Source organism: Cytobacillus sp. FSL K6-0129, assembly GCF_038007625.1.
In the GTDB taxonomy this organism is placed as follows: domain Bacteria; phylum Bacillota; class Bacilli; order Bacillales; family Cytobacillaceae; genus Cytobacillus; species Cytobacillus kochii.
The window spans coordinates 2,385,541-2,404,484 of the sequence record NZ_JBBOXM010000001.1; the positions used below are offsets into that span (position 1 = coordinate 2,385,541).

The following is an 18,944-nucleotide window of genomic DNA, read 5'->3' on the forward strand; positions in this document are numbered from 1 at the left end:
GCCGTCCCTTCTTTAAGCAACTGTGGCTCTTTCATCAATATATGAATGAATAGGACGAGTTATGATTGTGAAATTGTTTAACCATAAAGTTAGCCAAGAAAGCTCGATGTCATATCCTACCTGTTCTTAAAAAAGGCAACACAAGTCTTTAAATATCCAAAAAAGTGAAAAATGACTCTTTTTCACCTCGATCGAGGTATCAAAAGAGCCATTTTTATGCTAAAATTGTTTTATATATCGTACGATGGGTAAAAGAAAAAAGAGAAGCTTTAAAAGCTCCTCTCTTACAATGGTACAATTCCAACTGGGTTAATTGCGTTGGATTTCGATTGGTTCCAACCACCTTTATGCAATTCAAAGTGTAAATGTTGTCCTGTCGATTGTCCTGTATTACCCATTAAACCAATTTGTTGACCTTGTGAAACCGTTTGGCCATTACTAACAGATCTTGAGCCACTTCTCATATGTGCATAAACCGTTGTATACGTTTGTCCATTAATAGAATGTGCAATAAACACGACTTCACCATAGCTAGATGAATGGTAAGATTGAATGACCACACCATCAGCTGCGGCATAAATAGGCACTGTTCCTGCAGCTGCTAGATCAATTCCAGCATGGTATGAGCCCCATCTTTGTCCTAAACCTGAAGTTAATACACCTGCTGAAGGACGAATCCAATCTCCACTTGACGGAGGTGGTGTTTGTACTTGTTCTTGTCCACCACTAGATTCTGAAGAACTATCGGAACCACTGTTGCCGGAACTGCTAGTTGTACCTGCATTTTGTTTTGCTGATTTGGCTGCTTCAGCTGCTTTTTTTGCTTCCGCCTGTCTTGCGAGTTCGGCTTGTCTCGCTTCTTCAGCTTTTCGTGCTGCTTCAGCTTGACGATCTTTTTCTGCCTGTATTGCTTTTGCAACAGCTTTCTCTTGTGCAGCTAATAATTCTTTTTCTTCTTCACCACTTATTTTTTCAGCGTGATGATGGTCCTCTTCTTCTTTTAAGATTGTAATAAGATTAGCCTTCTCTTTTTTCTGGTTATCAAGATTTGCTTTCATTTTTTCTAATTCTTTACGCATACCTTCAAGCGAAGCTAAATCTTCTTTTACTTTTGCTTGTTTTTGTTCTAGTGATTTCTTATCTTCTTCTTGCTGTCTTACAATCTCTTGGTCAGCTTCAACAATTGTTGCTACTGCACCAACTCGTCCAATAAAATCACTGAAACTTTGTGCGCCAAGTAATACGTCTATGTAATTAACTGTTCCACCTGATTCTTGCATCGAACGTGCTCGGTCTTTTAAAAGTTCATTTCTTTGTTTAATACGTTCTTTTAAATCTTCTATTTCTTGTTCAAGCTTTTTAATTTCTGCTTTCTTTGCTTCAATTTCTTTGTTTTTCTCATCTATTTGCGCTTCTGCATCTGAGATTTCTTTCGTTAGTCTTTCTACAGCAGTCTTAGCATCCTCTTGTTCGCCTACTAATCTTTCAATCTCTTTTTGAGACTTATCAATCTGCGAATCAATATTAGATTGCTCTTTCTTAAGTTCTTCACTTTGACTTTCTAAATCACCAAGCTTATCGGCAAAAGCATTCGTTGGCAATGTTGCCGTAACCGTTCCAACACTCATCATTGCGGCTAAAGATAATGTAACCATCTTTTTCTTCAATTTCATTTTCCCCTCTCGTATGTTTCTCCCCGTGGCAAATATGTATAAAGAGCTGAAGTCAGCATCTCATGCCAACTCAGCTCAAGCATCCTTATATTTTCAAAAACTTACGAACAGACATTAAACTTCCCCAAACGCCAATAATTGCGCCTAATAGTATGAGAATCGCACCTACTTGATAAACAAATGGTGTTACCTCTAACAGTTGAATAAAATGTCCTTGAAGTTTTGGCGATACGTAATCATAAAAGTAATAATAAGCTGTACCTACAGCGGCGACAGGAATAATCGAACCGAGTAACCCTAGCCATAACCCTTCTAAAAAGAATGGCCAGCGTATAAAGGAATTTGTTGCCCCAACTAATCTCATAATCTCAATTTCGTGACGTCTTGAAACGATAGTGATTTTAATCGTGTTTGAGATTAAGAACATAGCAGTAAATAATAAACCAACAATTAAAATAATGCCTATATTACGGCCAAAGTTAATGGTAGAAAATAAATTCTCAACCGTTCCTTGTCCATAATTCACGTTAGCAGTGAATTCCATTTCATCGATTTCCTCAGCTAATGGAATCGTATCACTTGGTGTTTTTGCTTGCACAACGTAAACATCATTTAATGGGTTGTCCTGTTGGAAAAGCTTAAACGCTTCTCCCTCTTCACCTAAGCTACTAATTAAACTATCTAGTTCTTCATCTTTCCCAGAGAATGTCACAGAATCAACTTTCGGCAGTGCAGCTATCTTCTCTTCTAATGCTGTGGCATCTTCTTCTGTTGCGGTTCGGTCAATATAAACTCGAATCTCAACATCACTTTCAATACTGCTAGCCATATGGTTAAGGTTCATCATAATGGCAAAGAATACACCAACAAGAATCAATGTAACCGTGACGGCACTTGCAGAAGCAAATGTCATCCAACCGTTACGACCTAAGCTTTTGAAACTTTCTCTTATATGCCTTAAAAAAGTATTAGATTTCATATCCGTAATCACCTCTTTGCTCATCACGGACAATTCTGCCACTCTCAATCGCTATGACACGATGCTTAATCGTATTAACGATCGTTTTGTTGTGGGTAGCCATGATAACCGTTGTACCTCTCGTGTTGATTTCCTCAAAGATATTCATGATTTCCCAAGATGTATCAGGGTCTAAGTTTCCTGTTGGTTCATCGGCAATAACCAACTTAGGCTGATTGACAATCGATCGTGCGATGGAAACACGCTGTTGCTCTCCACCTGAAAGCTCATCTGGAAACATGCGCACCTTATGCTTCAAACCAACTAAATCTAATGTATCCATTACTTTTTTCTTTATATTTTTCGGATTCTCTTCAATAACTTCAAGTGTATACGCTACATTTTCATATACATTCAACTTCGGTAGCAACTTAAAGTCCTGGAAGACAACTCCGATATTACGCCTAATGAGTGGAACTTTACTGTTCTTTAATGAACCCATATCTATTCCATTTAAAGTGATTGTACCGCTTGTTGGCTTTTCTTCTCGATACATCATTTTTATAAATGTAGATTTACCTGCACCACTTGGACCAACGATATAGACAAACTCACCTTGGTCGATCTTCACGTCAATGCCATTTGTTGCAGTAACACCATTTTTATATTTTTTATATACATTTTTCATTTCTAACATGTAGATCACCTTATATCCGGAGTTTATTTTTAGTAAAAATTGCGCAAGCCTAACCCAATTATTTTTTATAAAATAATCATCAGTTAAAGTGGGTTTCTTTTCCTTAGGCGGGGCAATTGCGGTGTGTGAATGATAAAGATGCATTTAATCGACATAAACTGACATCTTCTTCTAAAAACCATTGACTCGAGGGATCAAACAACATTTCTTACGTTTACTTCACCCATTATAACATCATATATTGTCAAAATAACGCATAAAATTATTACATTTTCTTTTCAACACAGTAATATTATAGGTAAATATGTCTACTTTTGAGGAATTATAATAGAATTATTTTCCAATATTAGATAATTAGACCTTTCTTTTGTCGCAATTTTCCGTTTAATATTATGTAAGCAGCTCTATTGTTGACTGGATATGCTAGTGACGTTTTTCACCCTAAGGTAATGACACATTTGTCGATTTTTCTTTATTTTTCCCAAAGAAAAAACGCGCTGTGAGTGAGCGCGATTTTTCTCTTTTATTACTTTTTAGCTGCAAGCCATTCAGCAACTGTATTTGCTTCTTCTTCATTCAAGAGTCCGCCAGGCATTGCACCTTTACCGTTGATAATAATATCGTGAATTTCATCAGCAGAGTAGTTAGCACCGATTTTATCTAGCGCAGGTCCAGCGCCCCCTGAAAGATCGCCACCATGACAACTCATACAGTTATTGTCATACAGTTTTTGTGCATCTCCCGCATCTGCTGTTGACTCTTCACCACTCGTATTATCATCTGTTGCAGTGTCTTCACCTGCCTCATCATTGCCACCACATGCAGCGAGTGAAAAAACAAGAGCTGAGCCGAAAAGAATTGATAAAAGCTTTTTCTTCATTACATTTACCTCCCTTTATAGGAAAATTTACAGATTACAGTGAAATTATACCAATATTACGCCCGTTTAAAACCCTCTCCAAGTACCTCTGAAGCATCGCTAACAATGATAAAAGCAGATGGGTCAATTGATTGAACCAGTTGTTTCAATTTCGTGAACTCTGTCTGATCAACCACACACATTAAAACAGGACGTTCATGATCTGTATATCCACCGTATGCTGATAGTTTTGTCACACCTCTATCAATTTTATTCAAAATTCCATCACGAACTTCATCTTGACGGTTAGTAATAATAAGCGCCATTTTTTTCCTACCAAGGCCAACCTGAACTATATCAATGGTTTTACTCGTTACATATAGGCCAATTAATGCATATAAACCTTTTTCAATATCAAACACTACAGCAGCTGCTATCACAATCAATCCATCAATAAGTGCCACACATACACCGAGAGATAATCCGGTATATTTATGAATAATCTGAGCTGCTAAGTCAGTCCCACCTGTAGATGCCTTCCCGCGGAAAGTAATACCTAGACCCAAACCGACACCAATACAACCGAACAAAGAGGCAAGTAACGGATCCATAGTCCAAGGCTCCAAGTCTTTTGTTAAGAAAACGACGAAAGGAAGGAATATGGTTCCTACTAATGTTTTAATACCGAATGATCCACCTAATAATATGACGCCAGCAATAAATAGGGGAATGTTTAGTGCCCACTGCACATAAGCTGGCTCCCATCCTGTAATTGCCTTCAATATTGTACTAATCCCGCTTACTCCCCCTGAGGCCACTTCATTTGGTAGTAAGAATAAGTTAAAACTGATAGCGACAAGTGCCGATCCAATCAATACGAATACGTATTCAACTAGCTTTGAGTTCCCTGATCCTGTCTTTCGTTTCTTTTTATTTACTTTTTGAGTATTCATTTACGTAAAATGCCTCCTTAGTGCCAAGTCTTATATGATGTTCATTTGCTAAAGGACACGAGGCAATAAGAAATCGTCTCAATTACGAGTAAATGCACACAATTCAATCTTTTCATCACCTTTGTCTTTTCAGAGAGTGAGTATAGCATGGCTTTTATCCTATGTAAATGACATTCAACTACTGTGTTAAAGGGGTAAATAAACAAAGATATAAATTTTATTATGAGTTGTGGTGGATGGGATTATGCGGGAAGACTATACGTTCTCTATTTAGATTTATTTTAGGGATACATGTGGTGGGTGTAAGGAGAGGCTTACTTTAAAGGGAGCTGCTTGGTTTCAGCTAGTTGTATTTTTTGATTTTTTGTAGCCATGAATAGCCGGATAATTCTAATTCGTATAGAAACTCAATCCTTTTTCCATTGTGGAATCTTCTTGACTGGATGCGCTAATTGTTCTTCCTCAACATAGATGTGAAAACCTTTCAAGGGATACGGTAGCTGTGCTTCCACTTCTGATTTTCATTTTGAGTGACTTGCTATTTCTGTTTGTGAAGCTCTCAGCTTCGGTTCTCTTTCTGAGTGACTTACTATTCCTGTTTGTGAAGCCCTCAGCTTCAGTTCTCTTTCTGAGTGACTTGCTATTCCTGTTTGTGAAGCTCTCAGCTTCGGTTCTCTTTCTGAGTGACTTGCTATTTCTGTTTGTGAAGCTCTCAGCTTCGGTTCTCTTTCTGAGTGACTCACAATTCCAGTTTGTGAAGCTCTCATTTCCAATTTTCCTGCTGAGTGACTTACTAATCCAGTTTGCGAAGCTCTCATTTTCAGTTCTCTTTCTGAGTGACTTGCTATTCCTGTTTGCGAAGCTCTCATTTTCGGTTCTCTTTCTGAGTGACTTACTAATCCAGTTTGTGAAGTCCTCATTTTCGGTTCTCTTTCTGAGTGACTCACAATTCCAGTTTGTGAAGCTCTCATTTCCAATTTTCCTGCTGAGTGACTAACTAATCCAGTTTGTGAAGCTCTCATTTTCGGTTCTCTTGCTGAGTGACTTGCTATTTCTGTTTGCGAACCTCTCATTTTCGGTTCTCTTTCTGAGTGACTTGCTATTCCAGTTTGCGAAGCTCTCATCTTCCTTTTTCTTTCTGAGTGACTCACAGTTCCAGTTTGTGAAGCTCTCATCTTCCTTTTTCTTTCTGAGTGACTCACAGTTCCAGTTTGTGAAGCTCTCATTTTCGGTTCTCTTGCTGAGTGACTTGCTATTCCTGTTTGTGAAGCTCTCAGCTTCGGTTTTATTTCTGAGTGACTCACAGTTCCAGGTTATGAAGCTCTCATTTTCGGTTTTCTTTCTGAGTGACTTACTAATCCAGTTTGTGAAGTCCTCATTTTCGGTTCTCTTTCTGAGTGACTCACAATTCCAGTTTGTGAAGCTCTCATTTCCAATTTTCCTGCTGAGTGACTTACTAATTCAGTTTGCAAAGCTCTCATTTTCAGTTCTCTTTCTGAGTGACTTGCTATTCCTGTTTGCGAAGCTCTCAGCTTCAGTTCTCTCTTCTGAGTGACTTGCTATTCCTGTTTGCGAAGCTCTCAGCTTCGGTTTTCTTTCTGAGTGACTCACAGTTCCAGGTTGTGAAGCTCTCATTTTCGGTTTTCTTTCTGAGCGACTCACAGTTCCAATTTGCGAAGCCCTCATTTCCATTTTTCCTGCTAAGTGACTCACAATTCCAATTTGCGAAGCTCTCTTTCCCAATTTTCCTGCTGAGCGGCTCACTAATCCACTTTACAAAGCTCTCATTCTCATTCCCCTTCTTCTTTCCAAGTGACTCACAAACCCCGCTTCACATAGCGTTCATCCCCCCTCACTTCTGCCCCACTTACCAAACCTCGTTTCCAACATAAAACTATCACCAATATAAGAAAAGCAACGTCCTCCATTGCGGACGCTGCTTTCCTTCTTATTCACCTAAGCTCAATTTAGAGCGTAGGTAAGCGTTGATGAAGATGTCTAGGTCTCCGTCCATGACGCCTTGTACATTGCCTGATTCGGTGTTCGTACGGTGGTCTTTGACCATAGAGTATGGGTGGAAGACGTAGGAACGAATTTGGCTTCCCCAACCAATTTCTTTTTGTTCTCCACGGATCTCTAGTAATTCTTGCTCTTGTTCTTCGATTTTCTTTTGGTAAAGTTTCGCTTTCAACATTTTCATTGCTTGTTCGCGGTTTTTAATTTGGGAACGTTCTGACTGGCATGTAACAACGACATTTGTCGGTAAGTGCGTAATCCTTACCGCTGAATCCGTTGTATTGATATGCTGTCCACCTGCTCCACTGGCACGGTACGTATCAATTTTCAAATCCTCTGTCCGGATATCAATTTCAATTTCATCGTTGAATTCTGGCATTACTTCACAAGATACGAAGGAAGTATGGCGACGGCCAGAAGAATCAAATGGCGAAATACGTACGAGTCGATGAACGCCTTTCTCCGCTTTTAAATAGCCGTATGCATTATGTCCTTTAATAGACAATGTTACGCTCTTAATTCCCGCTTCGTCACCTGGCAGGTAATCTAATGTTTCTACTTTAAATCCTTTTTTCTCTGCCCAACGAGTGTACATACGTAATAACATCGAACCCCAGTCCTGAGACTCTGTACCACCAGCACCTGGATGAAGTTCTAAAATCGCGTTATTTTTATCGTATTCTTCACTTAAAAGCAATTGCAGCTCAAAATCAGCTAAACGCTTAGATAAAGCGACGATCTCCGTTTCAAGCTCTTCTTGTAGCTCTGCATCTGCTTCTTCTTTTACTAATTCATATGTTAATTCGAGATTCTCGAACGTCTCATTTAAATCATTGAACTCATTGACTTGTTCTTTTAATGCATTGGACTCATTGATCACTACTTGTGCGGCTTGTTGATCATCCCAAAAACTAGGATGAAGCATCTCGTTATCAAGTTCTGCAATACGTGCCTCTTTGTTTTCTAAGTCAAAGAGACCCCCTAAAGTCCGCTAAAATTTTAGCTGTTTTCTCTAACTCATGACGAATCTCTGCTAATTCCATCTTGGTCACCTCTACACATATTTTTAACCTTTATATTATATAACTTCTCCCGGCAAAGTGAAACACTTCGTGTAAAAAGCCGGCAGCGACCCTTATAAACAGGTTTTTGCCGGCTCTTATTCAGATATTGTTAACCTTTTGCACCACAGCAGTTTTTATATTTTTTTCCACTGCCGCAAATACATGGATCATTACGACCAACATCCATTTGTTTGACAACAGGCTTTTTCTTCTTCTGTTTACCGTCTTCACTTTCTTTCGGGTTGACAGCTTGGCCTTTTGCTACTTCTTGACGTTGAAGATTGTCACGAATTTCTGCTTTCATCACATATTTCGCTACATCTTCTTCAATAGCAGCAATCATCATTTCAAACATGTGGAATCCTTCTTTTTGATATTCGCGCAGTGGATCAATTTGTCCATACGCACGCAGGTGAATCCCTTGACGAAGTTGATCCATGGCATCAATATGATCAATCCATTTTGTATCAACAGCACGAAGCATAATTACTTTTTCGAATTCGCGCATTTGTTCACTTTGCATTTTTTCTTCTTTTTCATTATAGAAGGCAATGATTTTATCCCAAATATGATCGATTACTTCATCCGCTTCTTTTCTGCGAATATCTTCCACCGTAACCGTTCCTTCTGGAAGAAGATTTCCTTTAACGTAATCAATTAATCCTTCATAGTTCCATTCATCGTCACCATCTTCTTCTGTTTGTGAAGCAAAAGCGTGGACGTTCCGTGTTAAGACGCTATGAACCATACGCTCGACAATTTCTCTTAAGTTCTCTGAATCAAGCACTTCATTTCTTTGTGTATAAATAATCTCACGTTGCTGACGCAAAACATCATCATATGAAAGCAATTGTTTACGTGCGTCGAAGTTATTTCCTTCTACACGTTTTTGGGCGGATTCAACTGCACGTGAAACCATTTTACTTTGAATCGGTTGCGAATCATCCATGCCGAGCTTCGACATCATGTTTTTCATATTATCCGAGCCAAAACGACGCATTAATTCATCTTCCATTGATAAATAGAACTGGGTGACACCAGGATCACCTTGACGACCAGAACGACCACGGAGCTGGTTATCAATTCGACGACTTTCATGTCGCTCTGTACCGATAACAGCTAAGCCGCCAACTTCTTTGACACCTTCACCAAGTTTGATATCAGTACCACGACCAGCCATATTTGTAGCAATCGTAACGGCGCCAGACTTACCAGCATCTAAAATAATATCTGCTTCACGACCATGGTTTTTCGCATTCAAGACATTATGCGGAATCCCTTTTTTCGTTAAGTATTTTGAGATAATTTCAGACGTTTCAATGGCAACTGTACCAACAAGGACTGGTTGCCCATTTTTATGGCGTTCTGCTATGTCTTCCACTAAAGCACGATATTTTCCATCCACCGTTGCATAAATTAAATCAGAACGATCATCACGTGCAACAGGACGGTTTGTCGGAATTGCAATGACATTCATATTGTAAATGTTACGGAATTCCTCTTCTTCTGTTTTTGCTGTACCTGTCATACCTGATAATTTCTCATACATACGGAAGTAGTTCTGGAATGTAATGGAAGCAAGGGTCATACTTTCATTCTGAATTTCTAAGCCTTCCTTCGCTTCAATTGATTGGTGAAGACCATCACTATAACGACGACCTTTCATGAGACGGCCAGTGAATTGGTCGACAATCACAATTTCGCCTTCTTGTACAACGTAGTCCACATCTTTATGCATACTTGTGTGTGCCTTTAGCGCTTGCGTAATATGGTGATTCAAAGAAACATGAGAAACATCAAACAAATTTTCAATGCCAAAAGCTTTCTCGGCCTTTGTCATCCCTTCTTCCGTTAATTGCACACCTTTTGTTTTTTCATCGTAAGTGAAGTCTTCCTCTACCTTTAAGCGGCTAACAAAGGCATTCGCTTGTAAATAAAGTTTCGTTGATTTTTGTGCGGATCCAGAAATAATTAATGGTGTACGCGCTTCATCAATTAAAATCGAGTCAACCTCATCAATAACTGCAAAATTTAACGGCCGTTGCACTTTTTGCTCTTTATAAAGCACCATATTGTCTCGTAAATAATCAAAACCTAATTCATTGTTTGTACTATAAGTAATATCAGCTGCATAGGCTGCTTGTTTTTCCTCTTTAGACATACCATTTAAGTTCAAACCAACAGTTAGTCCAAGGAAATCATATAGTTGTCCCATTTCAGTAGCATCACGAGTCACTAAGTATTCATTGACTGTTACAACATGTACACCTTTTCCTGAAATCGCATTTAAATAAACCGGCATCGTCGAAGTTAAAGTTTTACCTTCACCGGTTTTCATTTCAGATATATTGCCATCATGAAGTGCTGCCCCACCCATTAACTGTACGGGATAAGGGTATAAGCCAAACACACGTCTTGACGCTTCTCTTACCACAGCAAATGCTTCTACTAGTAAATCATCAAGCGATTCACCTTTTTGATGACGCTCTTTGAACTCACCCGTTTTCGCTTTTAAGTGTTCATCACTCAGCGCTTCCATCTTCGAAGCTAATGCTTCTATTTGTTCCGCCGTTTTCGTTAGGCGTTTTAATTCACGTTTATTCACATCAAAAACCTTATTTAAAATCCCAAGCATACAAACGCTCCTTTATCTATTGGAGATGTCTATTTAATGTGTCATCCTGAAACAATGATATATGGTATTAATGATACCACTTCGCATGGGTAGAGACAACTTTTGTCAGGTGTGAGGGTGTAATTTTTGTCATATAGGGCGGCGAAATAATAAAGAAAGAAGCTAGATTCATTACTAGCTTCTCTCCCATTTAAATATCTTGCTTTGTTTTATTAAAAATATCGTCAATAAATGCAGCTACTTGGCTCTGAATATCCCTATAGTAAGTGGATACGCGGCCAGCTGTTAGCCCGTATTTTTCCCCAAGCTCTTTTTGTGTCATACTTGATTCGACACCTGACTGTTCATAAACAAAATAACGTAGTGCAGCAATATAATTTTCTGCTTTTTGAATACGTTTATTCGTTTGTTTAATGTATTCTACCCACACACCTACACCGAAGTTAATGACCCATTGCGATTCTCCCGCTGTAGTCATATCTTTTTCAAATTGCTCTGCCACTTGTTTAGCCCCTTCGGTTGGCCATTCATAAGCATCCATATCTACACTTGCTGCTGCCTCTGGAAGGCGATGCATGAGCTCCAAGAAATGATCTTCGAGATATTGGATAGCATGATTATTTCCGATCGCTGCAAAATCATCTTTTAGATAACCTTCATAATCTGCTGCTTTTCCTTCTGATACTTCGAATAAGCAAGGGAAAGCGGTATATTTGTCCTCATATGGGAATAATACACCGAAAGCAAACCAACCTTCAGAAAAATCATTCATTGCTTCATCTAATACGACTGTATACGATTCATTTGTCAGTGTATCTACAAAATGTAGGTCTCTATCATCAAGTCCAATCACTTTCCCAGCTACCGGGATTGCCACTTTCCAAGATTGTAGAATTTCTTGTAATCTTGGTCTTAAGACAGCTGATTCTTTATGTTCAATAAACTTATGAAGAATCGTTTCACCGTCTTCAACCGTTTTAAACGGAATATACCAGAAAGGCATCATAAATTCGAAAAATTCCGCGTCATCTTTATCGGTATCTTCCAATTTTTCCATTAGTTGTTGATACTCACTTCTAATGGCGTTACCATATCTTTGATACGCAAAAATACGTAATTCTTTTTGTAACTCGCTCACTTCATTATCAATGAGTTCTGTAATAGTAATTGTTTCCTTTTTCGCACAGCATTTTTTGTATTTTTTTCCACTGCCACAAGGACAAGGGTCATTTCGATTAATTTTCACAGCTGTTTGCATATTTCATTCTCCTCTCATCACCTAGGAACAGCTTGTTCTATTATATATGATTAGTTATCTACTTTCGTTGATCGCGGATATACCAACTCAACTAAAAGCCGACTCACAATAAGTGCCCCCGGCTAACCTACAAAATTATCGCTATTCTATACTAACATTAATCTAGGGCTAAGGTCATTTAATAGAAAATTAGAAAAGATGGAATGATTCAGTATAATTCAACTGATAGAGTAAAGGATATCTTCTAAAGAGTAGGGGTAATGAACATAAACAGCATTTAGATTGTCAATAATCGTCTCAACAGGTATGATGAGGGAAATAACAGACAACACTCGGAAAGGAAGAGGAAGATGAAGAAATTCTTTAAACGTGTTGGGTTTGTCCTAACCTTCTGGAGATTCATTCCTTTTTTCTTTGAATACTTAGCAGCTAAAGATATTCCTTTATGGAAGAAACTACTTCCTGTAGGCGTATCGATTGCCTATATTCTCATTCCAATAGATCTCATTCCAGACTTTCTTTATATCATCGGTATCACAGATGATGTACTCTTCACAACCTTTATCCTCCAAAGCATGGTTAAATATGCACCGGACCGGTTGAAACTGAAGTACTCGAAGCTCTTGGATGACAACCAGAAACCCGTGAAGAAATAAATGCTTATATGTGGATTGCCCTCTGTTCTTGTTGAGGGCTTTTTTTGCGTTTAATTAAGACAATGAATCAATGTAAGCTATTGAAGCAAAAATCTTGTTTACTCAAGGCTGTCGGTAAGAAGTGAAGTCGAAGTGACTTTTGAAAGAATATTCCTTTCGTAATCTCCTATGAAGGGGAATCTAAAGAAACTTATGCCTGTTGATTTTCCCAGGCAGATAAAGGCTATGGTAGAGGGTACTTATTAACACTATTTTCGGATTATCTAAAGTATGAAGTTAAGAGAGAGCTTTAATGCTTCTCTTTTTTTTACGAAATAGAAGGTGTAAATCTGTTTTAGTAGAAATATAGAAATAAAGTTTGATACAAGGTATACAAATAAATATTCTGTGGTAAAAAAATGAGACGATGAGGTGCTAAAAATGATTGTAGCAGTAAACCCTTATGTAGTAACAAACGGAAATGGAAAAGAAGCAGTGCAATTTTATGTTGATGTCTTTAACGCAGAGCTTATTTCGTTGCAAACATTTGGAGAGATGCCAGAGGATCCGGATCACCCACTTCCAAGTGAAGCACAGGACCGTGTATTGAATGCTCAATTTAAAGTAGGCAATACCACTATGATGCTTTCCGATAATTTTCCTGGAACTCCTTATACGATTGGAAATCAAGTAACCATTGCCATTCAAATCGATTCAGTGGATTCATCAAAACAAATATTTGAGAAATTGTCTAAAGAGGGGAAAGTTACAATGCCTCTACAAGAAACGTTTTGGAGCCCATCATATGGACAAGTAACTGATAAATATGGAGTAGAGTGGCAAGTTTCAGCTCTTCCGCAAGACTAATGTAAATCAGCCCTTTCTTCTACTTTAGAAGGGGCTTTTGTTTATTCAGCTTTTTGATCATGTATCCTAAAATAAGCGATATTTAGCAAAGGTTGTGAGCTATACAACAAACGTCGAAATTTTACTATGGGGGCACAAATAAAAGAAGCACCAGAAAAAATCGATTCGTCAAATGAATAATTCCCGGTGGCCCCTACAAAACTTAAAAAAAGCGCAATCTCCTACCTGGAATTGCGCATACCTGTTATAAAACTACTGGTTCTCTTCTATTATTACTTACCTTCATATCTGCTAAAAGATTTTCTACCAAATTAACATCTCTCACTCTTTCCCCACTCTTATCAAATACCAAGACATCTTCTTTTGAAAATGCGATTAGGGATTCTTTAGTAGGTGTTTGCCAAGTGGACTCACCTTTTACAAAAACTTTCCCCCAATCCGTTGTAAGACAATAGATAGATTCTCCACCTAAATGTTCAGTAGAAACAACGGCACCTGTTAATACATAATCAGCATTCACATTAAGGTCATCTTCCTTCATACTCATATTTTCTGGTCGGATACCGATGGAATAATCACCATAAGACAATATATTTGTAGGGGGTGAGCCGATAAATTGTGCTACGAATAGATTGGCTGGATTTGTATAGATCTCCTTCGGTGTCCCTTTTTGCATGATATGACCATTGTTCATAATAATGATATATGACCCCATTGACATCGCTTCAATTTGGTCATGTGTGACATAAAGAAAGGTAGTTTGTAATTCTTTTTGTAATTCAATAAGTTCTTGTCTCATTTGATTCCTCAGTTTTGCATCCAAGTTGGACAAAGGCTCGTCCATTAGAAACGCGTGCGGCCTTTTAACAATAGCCCTCGCTAACGCCACCCTTTGCCTTTGCCCCCCTGATAACTCACCTGGACGCTTATTAGAGTGTTCTGTTAACTCCACCATCTCAATCACTTTATTTACCATGATCAGACGTTTGTTTTTCTCTATTTTTTTTATTTTTAATCCGTATTCAATGTTCTTAAATACTGTCATATGCGGATACAATGCATAATTTTGAAAAACCATGCCGATATCACGGTCTTTAGGCTCGCTATAGGTAATATTTTGGTCATTAATAAAAATAGACCCACTTGTCGGTTCTTCTAAACCAGCAATCATACGCAATAGCGTTGACTTACCGCATCCTGAAGGACCTAGTAAAATGGCAAAGGATCCATCTGGTATATCAACATCGATTCCTTTTAGTATTTCTTTTTGACCGAAAGATTTCTTCATTTGTTCAACTTTGATACTCCCCATAATTTACGCCTCCAGCTTATTTATTTGATGCCAAATCGAACAAAAGAGTCAACGATATGTTTTTGTAAAAATAAGTAGATAAGTAATATCGGTATACATGAGATAGTTGTAGCTGCCATCAGTGATCCCCACATATTCACATCCGAATTGACAAAAGACTTCAATCCAATTTGAATGGGTGCATTCTCCATTTCTTTCGTCACTAACATTGGCCATAAATACTCATTCCAAGCATTAATAAAAAGAATAATGCCCAATGAAATGACGGTCGAACGAATATTTGGAAGGATAATTCTTAATAAAATACCGAGGTCAGACTCTCCATCTAACCTTGCCGCATCAATTAGTGCAGTAGGAAATGACTTAAAACTTTGATAGATTGATAAAATAGCAAAGGTTGATGCAGCGAATGGTAAGACAATACCTAATGGATTTTCATTTAAGCCTATTTGATTAATCAACACATAGTTTGGAATCATTACCGCTTGAAAAGGAATCAGCCAAGTTAAGCTAAGTAATGTAAAAATTAAAAGTTTCCCTTTAAAACTCCATCGGACTAATGCATACCCCGCTAATAAACTGGTTGACAACTGCAAAATCGTCATTAAAGTAGCAACTACAAATGAGTTAAATAACATTTGTATGATAGGCATTTCTGCGAATGCATATAGATAATTTTGCCATGTTGGTGCCTGTGGTATAAAAGAACTTGTGAAAATTTCAGATTCATTTTTAAATGAAGAGATAATCATCCAATATAGTGGGAAAATAGCGATGATACTCATCATTATTAATAGAAAATGCTGAAGTACCGTTACTGATTTTATCCGTTTCATCACTTTTACTCCCTTAATTATCATAGAATGCAAATTTTTTCGTTAACACATTTAAACCGATAGCAATGATCGCAAATACAATAAAAAATAACGTCGCGGCTGCTGAACTTAATCCTGCATTTAAGTTACTGAATCCATATTTATACATCTCATAATAAATATTCGTTGACGTACCGAACGGACCGCCTGCTGTTAAAATATCAATATAAGCGAAGGTAAATTGACTAGAAAATAGAATACTCATTGTGAGCATAAACAATATTGTTGGTGACAATAAAGGAATAGTGATCGTCATTAATTGCTTCCATTTCGTCGCACCATCTAAAGCTGCTGCTTCGAAATAATCTCTGTTAATATTGGTCAATGCTGCAGAGAAAATAATCGTACTAAATCCAATCAAGCCCCATCCTGTCATCAAAAGAATGAGCCATTTCGCATAGACTGGATCAGTAAAGAAAGAGATGTTTGCATCGGTGATTCCAAGTTTTTGTAATGTAATATTGACTAATCCATTGGCAGGATGAAAGAGCCATCTCCAGATTGCCCCTACAGTTACTGGTGCCAATATCATTGGGATGAAAAACATTGCCCGATACACATTTTTCACTCTGCCATTTAACCCATTTGTTGCTACAGCTAAAAGCATTGGAATGATGATAGAGAAAGGTAGTATACCCACTGTATAAAAAACTGTATTTTCAATAGATTGAACGAAGTCCTTAGTTTGGAACAAGCGAATAAAATTATCTAACCCTACTGCAATAGGTTCTGTGCCTGGGACCATACTCCACTTTTGAAAGGCTAAAACAAAAGTAGATAGTAACGGTTTATACATCCAAACCCCTAATAAAAGAATTGCAGGTAGTAAAAATAAATAAGGTTTCCATTTTATAAGTGAACGAGCAACACGTCTGTTTTTCTGCCCGTTCACTTTTTTTCCTTGCTCTGATACGATTATGCTTTTTACCTCACTCATAAGATTCCCTTCTCTCATGAACACCTATTGTATTAATTGGTTAATTTCTTCTTCTGCTGCTTTTAAAGTTTTTTCTACATCTGCATCCGTTGAAACCGATTGAACAATCGCATCTCTAAATATATTGGACATTTCAGTTGCATATTCCGCTGGCCAAATTACTGCTGGTTGGATGTTTTTCAATTGCTCCAAGTTGATTTTATATAATGGATTTTCGTCAATAAATCCTTTTAAATAATTGGGATCATCAGCTAACTCTGTTCTGAGCGGTAAATAGCCTACCTCAGAAGTTATAATTGTATAGCCTTCATTACCAGTAACATATTTAATAAACTCCCACACCGCTGCCTTTTTCACATCATTATCTGGTCTAACAGCTAAAACACTTCCAGAGTTCACTGGTACAGACGGATTGTTTCCGAATGATGGTAAACCAGCGCCGTAAAGTTCCCAGCCACCTGCTTCGGAAGCATTTTTAAATCCGCTATGCAATGCAGTAGAAGTAATGTACATTCCTAGATTACCAGCCATAAATTGCTCGGGTAACTCCGTATCACTCCCAACTGCATGGGCACCGTTTTGATAGAGATCCTTCCACATTTCAATCGCTTCAATACTTTCTTGATTTGCGAATTGCGCTTCCTTACGATCATCAGAAAGTACTTTGCCTCCATTACTTAATATCACACCTTCAGTTGTCCAACCATTATCCGGTGCTAACGCAAAGCCATCTTTGCCTGTCGCTTCATTTATTTTAAGTGAATATTCCTTAACCTCTTCCCACGTTTGTGGTGGCTTTGTTGGATCTAAGCCTGCTTCTTCGAATAATTTTCCATTCATAAAAACAATCGGTGTGCTAAATGTAAATGCCAACCCATATGTCTTTCCATCAATTTTCCCTAAACTCAATGCATTATCTGAAATGCCATTGAAATGATTGTTTAATTCTTCTGCTGGAAACACATCTTCATAAGCTTGGAATCCGAGAGTTTCTCTTGAATTATCTAATGTTGAAAAAGTATGTTGAACAATATCAACCGCTTTTCCAGCCGCAATATCTGCCTTAAACTGTTGATAAGAGGCATCAGCAACCCCTTCAACAATGACACCCTTTTCTTTTCCAATTGTGTCATTGAACTCATTAATTAGATGTTCCATACCCTCTTTCATTGTTGGAGCAGCTAAACTATAAGAATAAAAAGTTATCTTTGTAGGATTCTCTGGGTCTAATTCTCCCATTTCCTGTGAGACGGTTGAAGCGTCAGAAGAGCTACAAGCACTTAACACTGAAGCGATACCTAACAATAGAATGAGCATAATAAAGAGCCTCTTACTTTTTAATTTAACCATTTACCTCTCCCCCTTCACTTAAGAATGCTGAAGCATCTGCTTCAATTCTACTGATAAAAATGTATCAAACTTATCTGGGTACCTAACTTGTTCTACACTTGCACCATTTTCGCCTAATGTACATATGCTATAGCCCGTACGATTATTAAACGAAGCTAATTCTTGACCAATTTCCATACTAAAAGAAGTTCCTCCCGCAGTAGATAATAGAATATTTTCATAGGTAGTTACTTTATTCTGATGAGTATGACCACTAAGAACTAGTTTGACATCGGTATTTTTTATAATAGCCAATACCTCTGCTGAATTCGATAAGCTATGGCCATCGACCACATGTCCAGCTTCCAATGGATGATGGACAACAACAATCGAACCATTAGGGGCAGGCTGAGCTAATGTCTCCTTTAACCATTGTAGTTGTTCCTCACTCACTACACCTTTTCCACTATGATCATAGCTAGAATCTAGTACGATTAGGCGATAGCCTTGAATAATTGCTTCGTAAAATAAGTCCCGCTTCTCTCCTTTTACGTTGCCTATACCTTCCCAGTAAGCTTCTGTCACATCATGATTCCCTAAAGCTAAATAATAAGGAATATCTATGATATGATCTTCTAGTAATTTAGCTAAGAAAGCATAATCTTCAACTGTCCCTTCGTGAACAAGGTCCCCACTAATTAAAATGAAATCTGGCGCTTTTTCATCTTGTGTGATTGCTTGTAATATTCCTTTCAACGTTTCAGTTGGATTATTGTCAACACCTGTTAATGTTTCAATTAAACTGCCTTTATATTCTCTTAGAATATGTGTATCCGATAAATGAGCAAACCTTAATTTATCCATGTTCATTTCCCC

General features: G+C 37.9%; 18 protein-coding genes. 2 read left to right on the forward strand and 16 right to left on the reverse strand.

What is annotated here, in order from left to right; translation table 11 throughout:
• Positions 1-284: 284 nt before the first annotated feature.
• From MHI57_RS11965 to MHI57_RS12015, 11 genes are all read right to left on the reverse strand, one after another.
• A complete protein-coding gene (locus MHI57_RS11965; protein WP_307318912.1) occupies positions 285-1,667 on the reverse strand; it encodes a murein hydrolase activator EnvC family protein in 1,383 nt (460 codons plus the stop codon).
• 91 nt (positions 1,668-1,758) lie between these two features.
• The gene (gene ftsX / locus MHI57_RS11970) at positions 1,759-2,652 is read right to left on the reverse strand and encodes a permease-like cell division protein FtsX (RefSeq protein ID WP_095371855.1); all 894 of its coding nucleotides are present in this window, start codon (positions 2,650-2,652) and stop codon (positions 1,759-1,761) included.
• The gene (ftsE, locus tag MHI57_RS11975; protein ID WP_095371854.1) at positions 2,642-3,328 is read right to left on the reverse strand and encodes a cell division ATP-binding protein FtsE; all 687 of its coding nucleotides are present in this window, start codon (positions 3,326-3,328) and stop codon (positions 2,642-2,644) included. The genes ftsX and ftsE overlap by 11 nt, the downstream gene beginning before the upstream one ends.
• Positions 3,329-3,854: 526 nt before the next feature.
• Positions 3,855-4,208, reverse strand: coding sequence for a cytochrome c551 (gene cccB, locus MHI57_RS11980; RefSeq protein WP_095371853.1), 354 nt, complete (start codon positions 4,206-4,208; stop codon positions 3,855-3,857).
• Positions 4,209-4,264: 56 nt separating this feature from the next.
• Positions 4,265-5,140 (reverse strand): YitT family protein, encoded by an 876-nt coding sequence (locus MHI57_RS11985; RefSeq protein WP_095371852.1) that lies wholly within the window; start codon positions 5,138-5,140, stop codon positions 4,265-4,267.
• A gap of 521 nt (positions 5,141-5,661) precedes the next feature.
• Positions 5,662-6,366 carry a hypothetical protein gene (locus MHI57_RS11990; RefSeq protein ID WP_340976492.1) on the reverse strand — a complete coding sequence of 235 codons (705 nt, stop codon included), beginning with the start codon at positions 6,364-6,366 and terminating at the stop codon, positions 5,662-5,664.
• A gap of 87 nt (positions 6,367-6,453) precedes the next feature.
• Positions 6,454-6,621, reverse strand: a complete 168-nt coding sequence (locus MHI57_RS11995; RefSeq protein ID WP_340976493.1) for a hypothetical protein — start codon at positions 6,619-6,621, stop codon at positions 6,454-6,456.
• On the reverse strand, positions 6,602-6,904 hold the full coding sequence (locus tag MHI57_RS12000; protein WP_340976495.1) for a hypothetical protein: 303 nt from the start codon (positions 6,902-6,904) through the stop codon (positions 6,602-6,604). Before MHI57_RS12000 ends, MHI57_RS11995 begins: the two co-directional genes overlap by 20 nt.
• Before the next feature lie 184 nt (positions 6,905-7,088).
• Positions 7,089-8,199, reverse strand: a protein-coding gene (gene prfB, locus MHI57_RS12005; RefSeq protein WP_157733891.1) for a peptide chain release factor 2 whose coding sequence is annotated in 2 segments (ribosomal slippage) — positions 7,089-8,126 and positions 8,128-8,199 — 1,110 coding nt in all. Because the reading frame shifts where the segments join, the coding sequence is not laid out codon by codon here.
• A 130-nt stretch (positions 8,200-8,329) separates the two neighbouring features.
• Positions 8,330-10,855: a preprotein translocase subunit SecA gene (gene secA, locus MHI57_RS12010; RefSeq protein ID WP_307319552.1), complete on the reverse strand. Its 2,526-nt coding sequence runs from the start codon at positions 10,853-10,855 to the stop codon at positions 8,330-8,332.
• 190 nt (positions 10,856-11,045) lie between these two features.
• A complete protein-coding gene (locus MHI57_RS12015) occupies positions 11,046-12,113 on the reverse strand; it encodes a YecA family protein (RefSeq protein WP_340976497.1) in 1,068 nt (355 codons plus the stop codon).
• A 350-nt stretch (positions 12,114-12,463) separates the two neighbouring features.
• Between MHI57_RS12015 and MHI57_RS12020 the strand changes: the two genes are divergently transcribed.
• Positions 12,464-12,769 carry a YkvA family protein gene (locus MHI57_RS12020; RefSeq protein ID WP_095371847.1) on the forward strand — a complete coding sequence of 102 codons (306 nt, stop codon included), beginning with the start codon at positions 12,464-12,466 and terminating at the stop codon, positions 12,767-12,769.
• 420 nt (positions 12,770-13,189) lie between these two features.
• Complete coding sequence (locus tag MHI57_RS12025; protein ID WP_307319557.1) at positions 13,190-13,615, forward strand: VOC family protein; 426 nt, start codon at positions 13,190-13,192, stop codon at positions 13,613-13,615.
• A 244-nt stretch (positions 13,616-13,859) separates the two neighbouring features.
• On the opposite strand, the gene MHI57_RS12030 is transcribed toward MHI57_RS12025, so the two are convergent.
• The 5 genes from MHI57_RS12030 to MHI57_RS12050 are packed head-to-tail and all read right to left on the reverse strand — an operon-like array spanning position 13,860 to position 18,932.
• Positions 13,860-14,927 carry an ABC transporter ATP-binding protein gene (locus tag MHI57_RS12030; protein ID WP_340976501.1) on the reverse strand — a complete coding sequence of 356 codons (1,068 nt, stop codon included), beginning with the start codon at positions 14,925-14,927 and terminating at the stop codon, positions 13,860-13,862.
• A 20-nt stretch (positions 14,928-14,947) separates the two neighbouring features.
• Positions 14,948-15,763: a carbohydrate ABC transporter permease gene (locus tag MHI57_RS12035; protein ID WP_328198144.1), complete on the reverse strand. Its 816-nt coding sequence runs from the start codon at positions 15,761-15,763 to the stop codon at positions 14,948-14,950.
• A gap of 13 nt (positions 15,764-15,776) precedes the next feature.
• On the reverse strand, positions 15,777-16,739 hold the full coding sequence (locus MHI57_RS12040; protein WP_095373598.1) for a carbohydrate ABC transporter permease: 963 nt from the start codon (positions 16,737-16,739) through the stop codon (positions 15,777-15,779).
• Positions 16,740-16,763: 24 nt separating this feature from the next.
• Positions 16,764-18,089, reverse strand: a complete 1,326-nt coding sequence (locus tag MHI57_RS12045) for an ABC transporter substrate-binding protein (RefSeq protein ID WP_340976503.1) — start codon at positions 18,087-18,089, stop codon at positions 16,764-16,766.
• Between the two features lie 18 nt (positions 18,090-18,107).
• On the reverse strand, positions 18,108-18,932 hold the full coding sequence (locus tag MHI57_RS12050) for a metallophosphoesterase family protein (RefSeq protein WP_307319379.1): 825 nt from the start codon (positions 18,930-18,932) through the stop codon (positions 18,108-18,110).
• Positions 18,933-18,944: the final 12 nt, after the last annotated feature.

Coding starts and splice junctions, on each gene's coding strand:
- MHI57_RS12015 (WP_340976497.1), bottom strand. CDS start 12,113: ATGCAAACAGCTGTGAAAATTAATCGAAATGACCCTTGTCCTTGTGGC.
- ftsX (WP_095371855.1), bottom strand. CDS start 2,652: ATGAAATCTAATACTTTTTTAAGGCATATAAGAGAAAGTTTCAAAAGC.
- MHI57_RS12030 (WP_340976501.1), bottom strand. CDS start 14,927: ATGGGGAGTATCAAAGTTGAACAAATGAAGAAATCTTTCGGTCAAAAA.
- MHI57_RS11990 (WP_340976492.1), bottom strand. CDS start 6,366: ATGAGAGCTTCACAAACTGGAACTGTGAGTCACTCAGAAAGAAAAAGG.
- ftsE (WP_095371854.1), bottom strand. CDS start 3,328: ATGTTAGAAATGAAAAATGTATATAAAAAATATAAAAATGGTGTTACT.
- MHI57_RS12050 (WP_307319379.1), bottom strand. CDS start 18,932: ATGGATAAATTAAGGTTTGCTCATTTATCGGATACACATATTCTAAGA.
- MHI57_RS12045 (WP_340976503.1), bottom strand. CDS start 18,089: ATGGTTAAATTAAAAAGTAAGAGGCTCTTTATTATGCTCATTCTATTG.
- MHI57_RS11995 (WP_340976493.1), bottom strand. CDS start 6,621: ATGAGAGCTTTGCAAACTGAATTAGTAAGTCACTCAGCAGGAAAATTG.
- MHI57_RS12025 (WP_307319557.1), top strand. CDS start 13,190: ATGATTGTAGCAGTAAACCCTTATGTAGTAACAAACGGAAATGGAAAA.
- MHI57_RS11985 (WP_095371852.1), bottom strand. CDS start 5,140: ATGAATACTCAAAAAGTAAATAAAAAGAAACGAAAGACAGGATCAGGG.
- MHI57_RS12020 (WP_095371847.1), top strand. CDS start 12,464: ATGAAGAAATTCTTTAAACGTGTTGGGTTTGTCCTAACCTTCTGGAGA.
- cccB (WP_095371853.1), bottom strand. CDS start 4,208: ATGAAGAAAAAGCTTTTATCAATTCTTTTCGGCTCAGCTCTTGTTTTT.
- MHI57_RS12040 (WP_095373598.1), bottom strand. CDS start 16,739: ATGAGTGAGGTAAAAAGCATAATCGTATCAGAGCAAGGAAAAAAAGTG.
- MHI57_RS12035 (WP_328198144.1), bottom strand. CDS start 15,763: ATGAAACGGATAAAATCAGTAACGGTACTTCAGCATTTTCTATTAATA.
- secA (WP_307319552.1), bottom strand. CDS start 10,855: ATGCTTGGGATTTTAAATAAGGTTTTTGATGTGAATAAACGTGAATTA.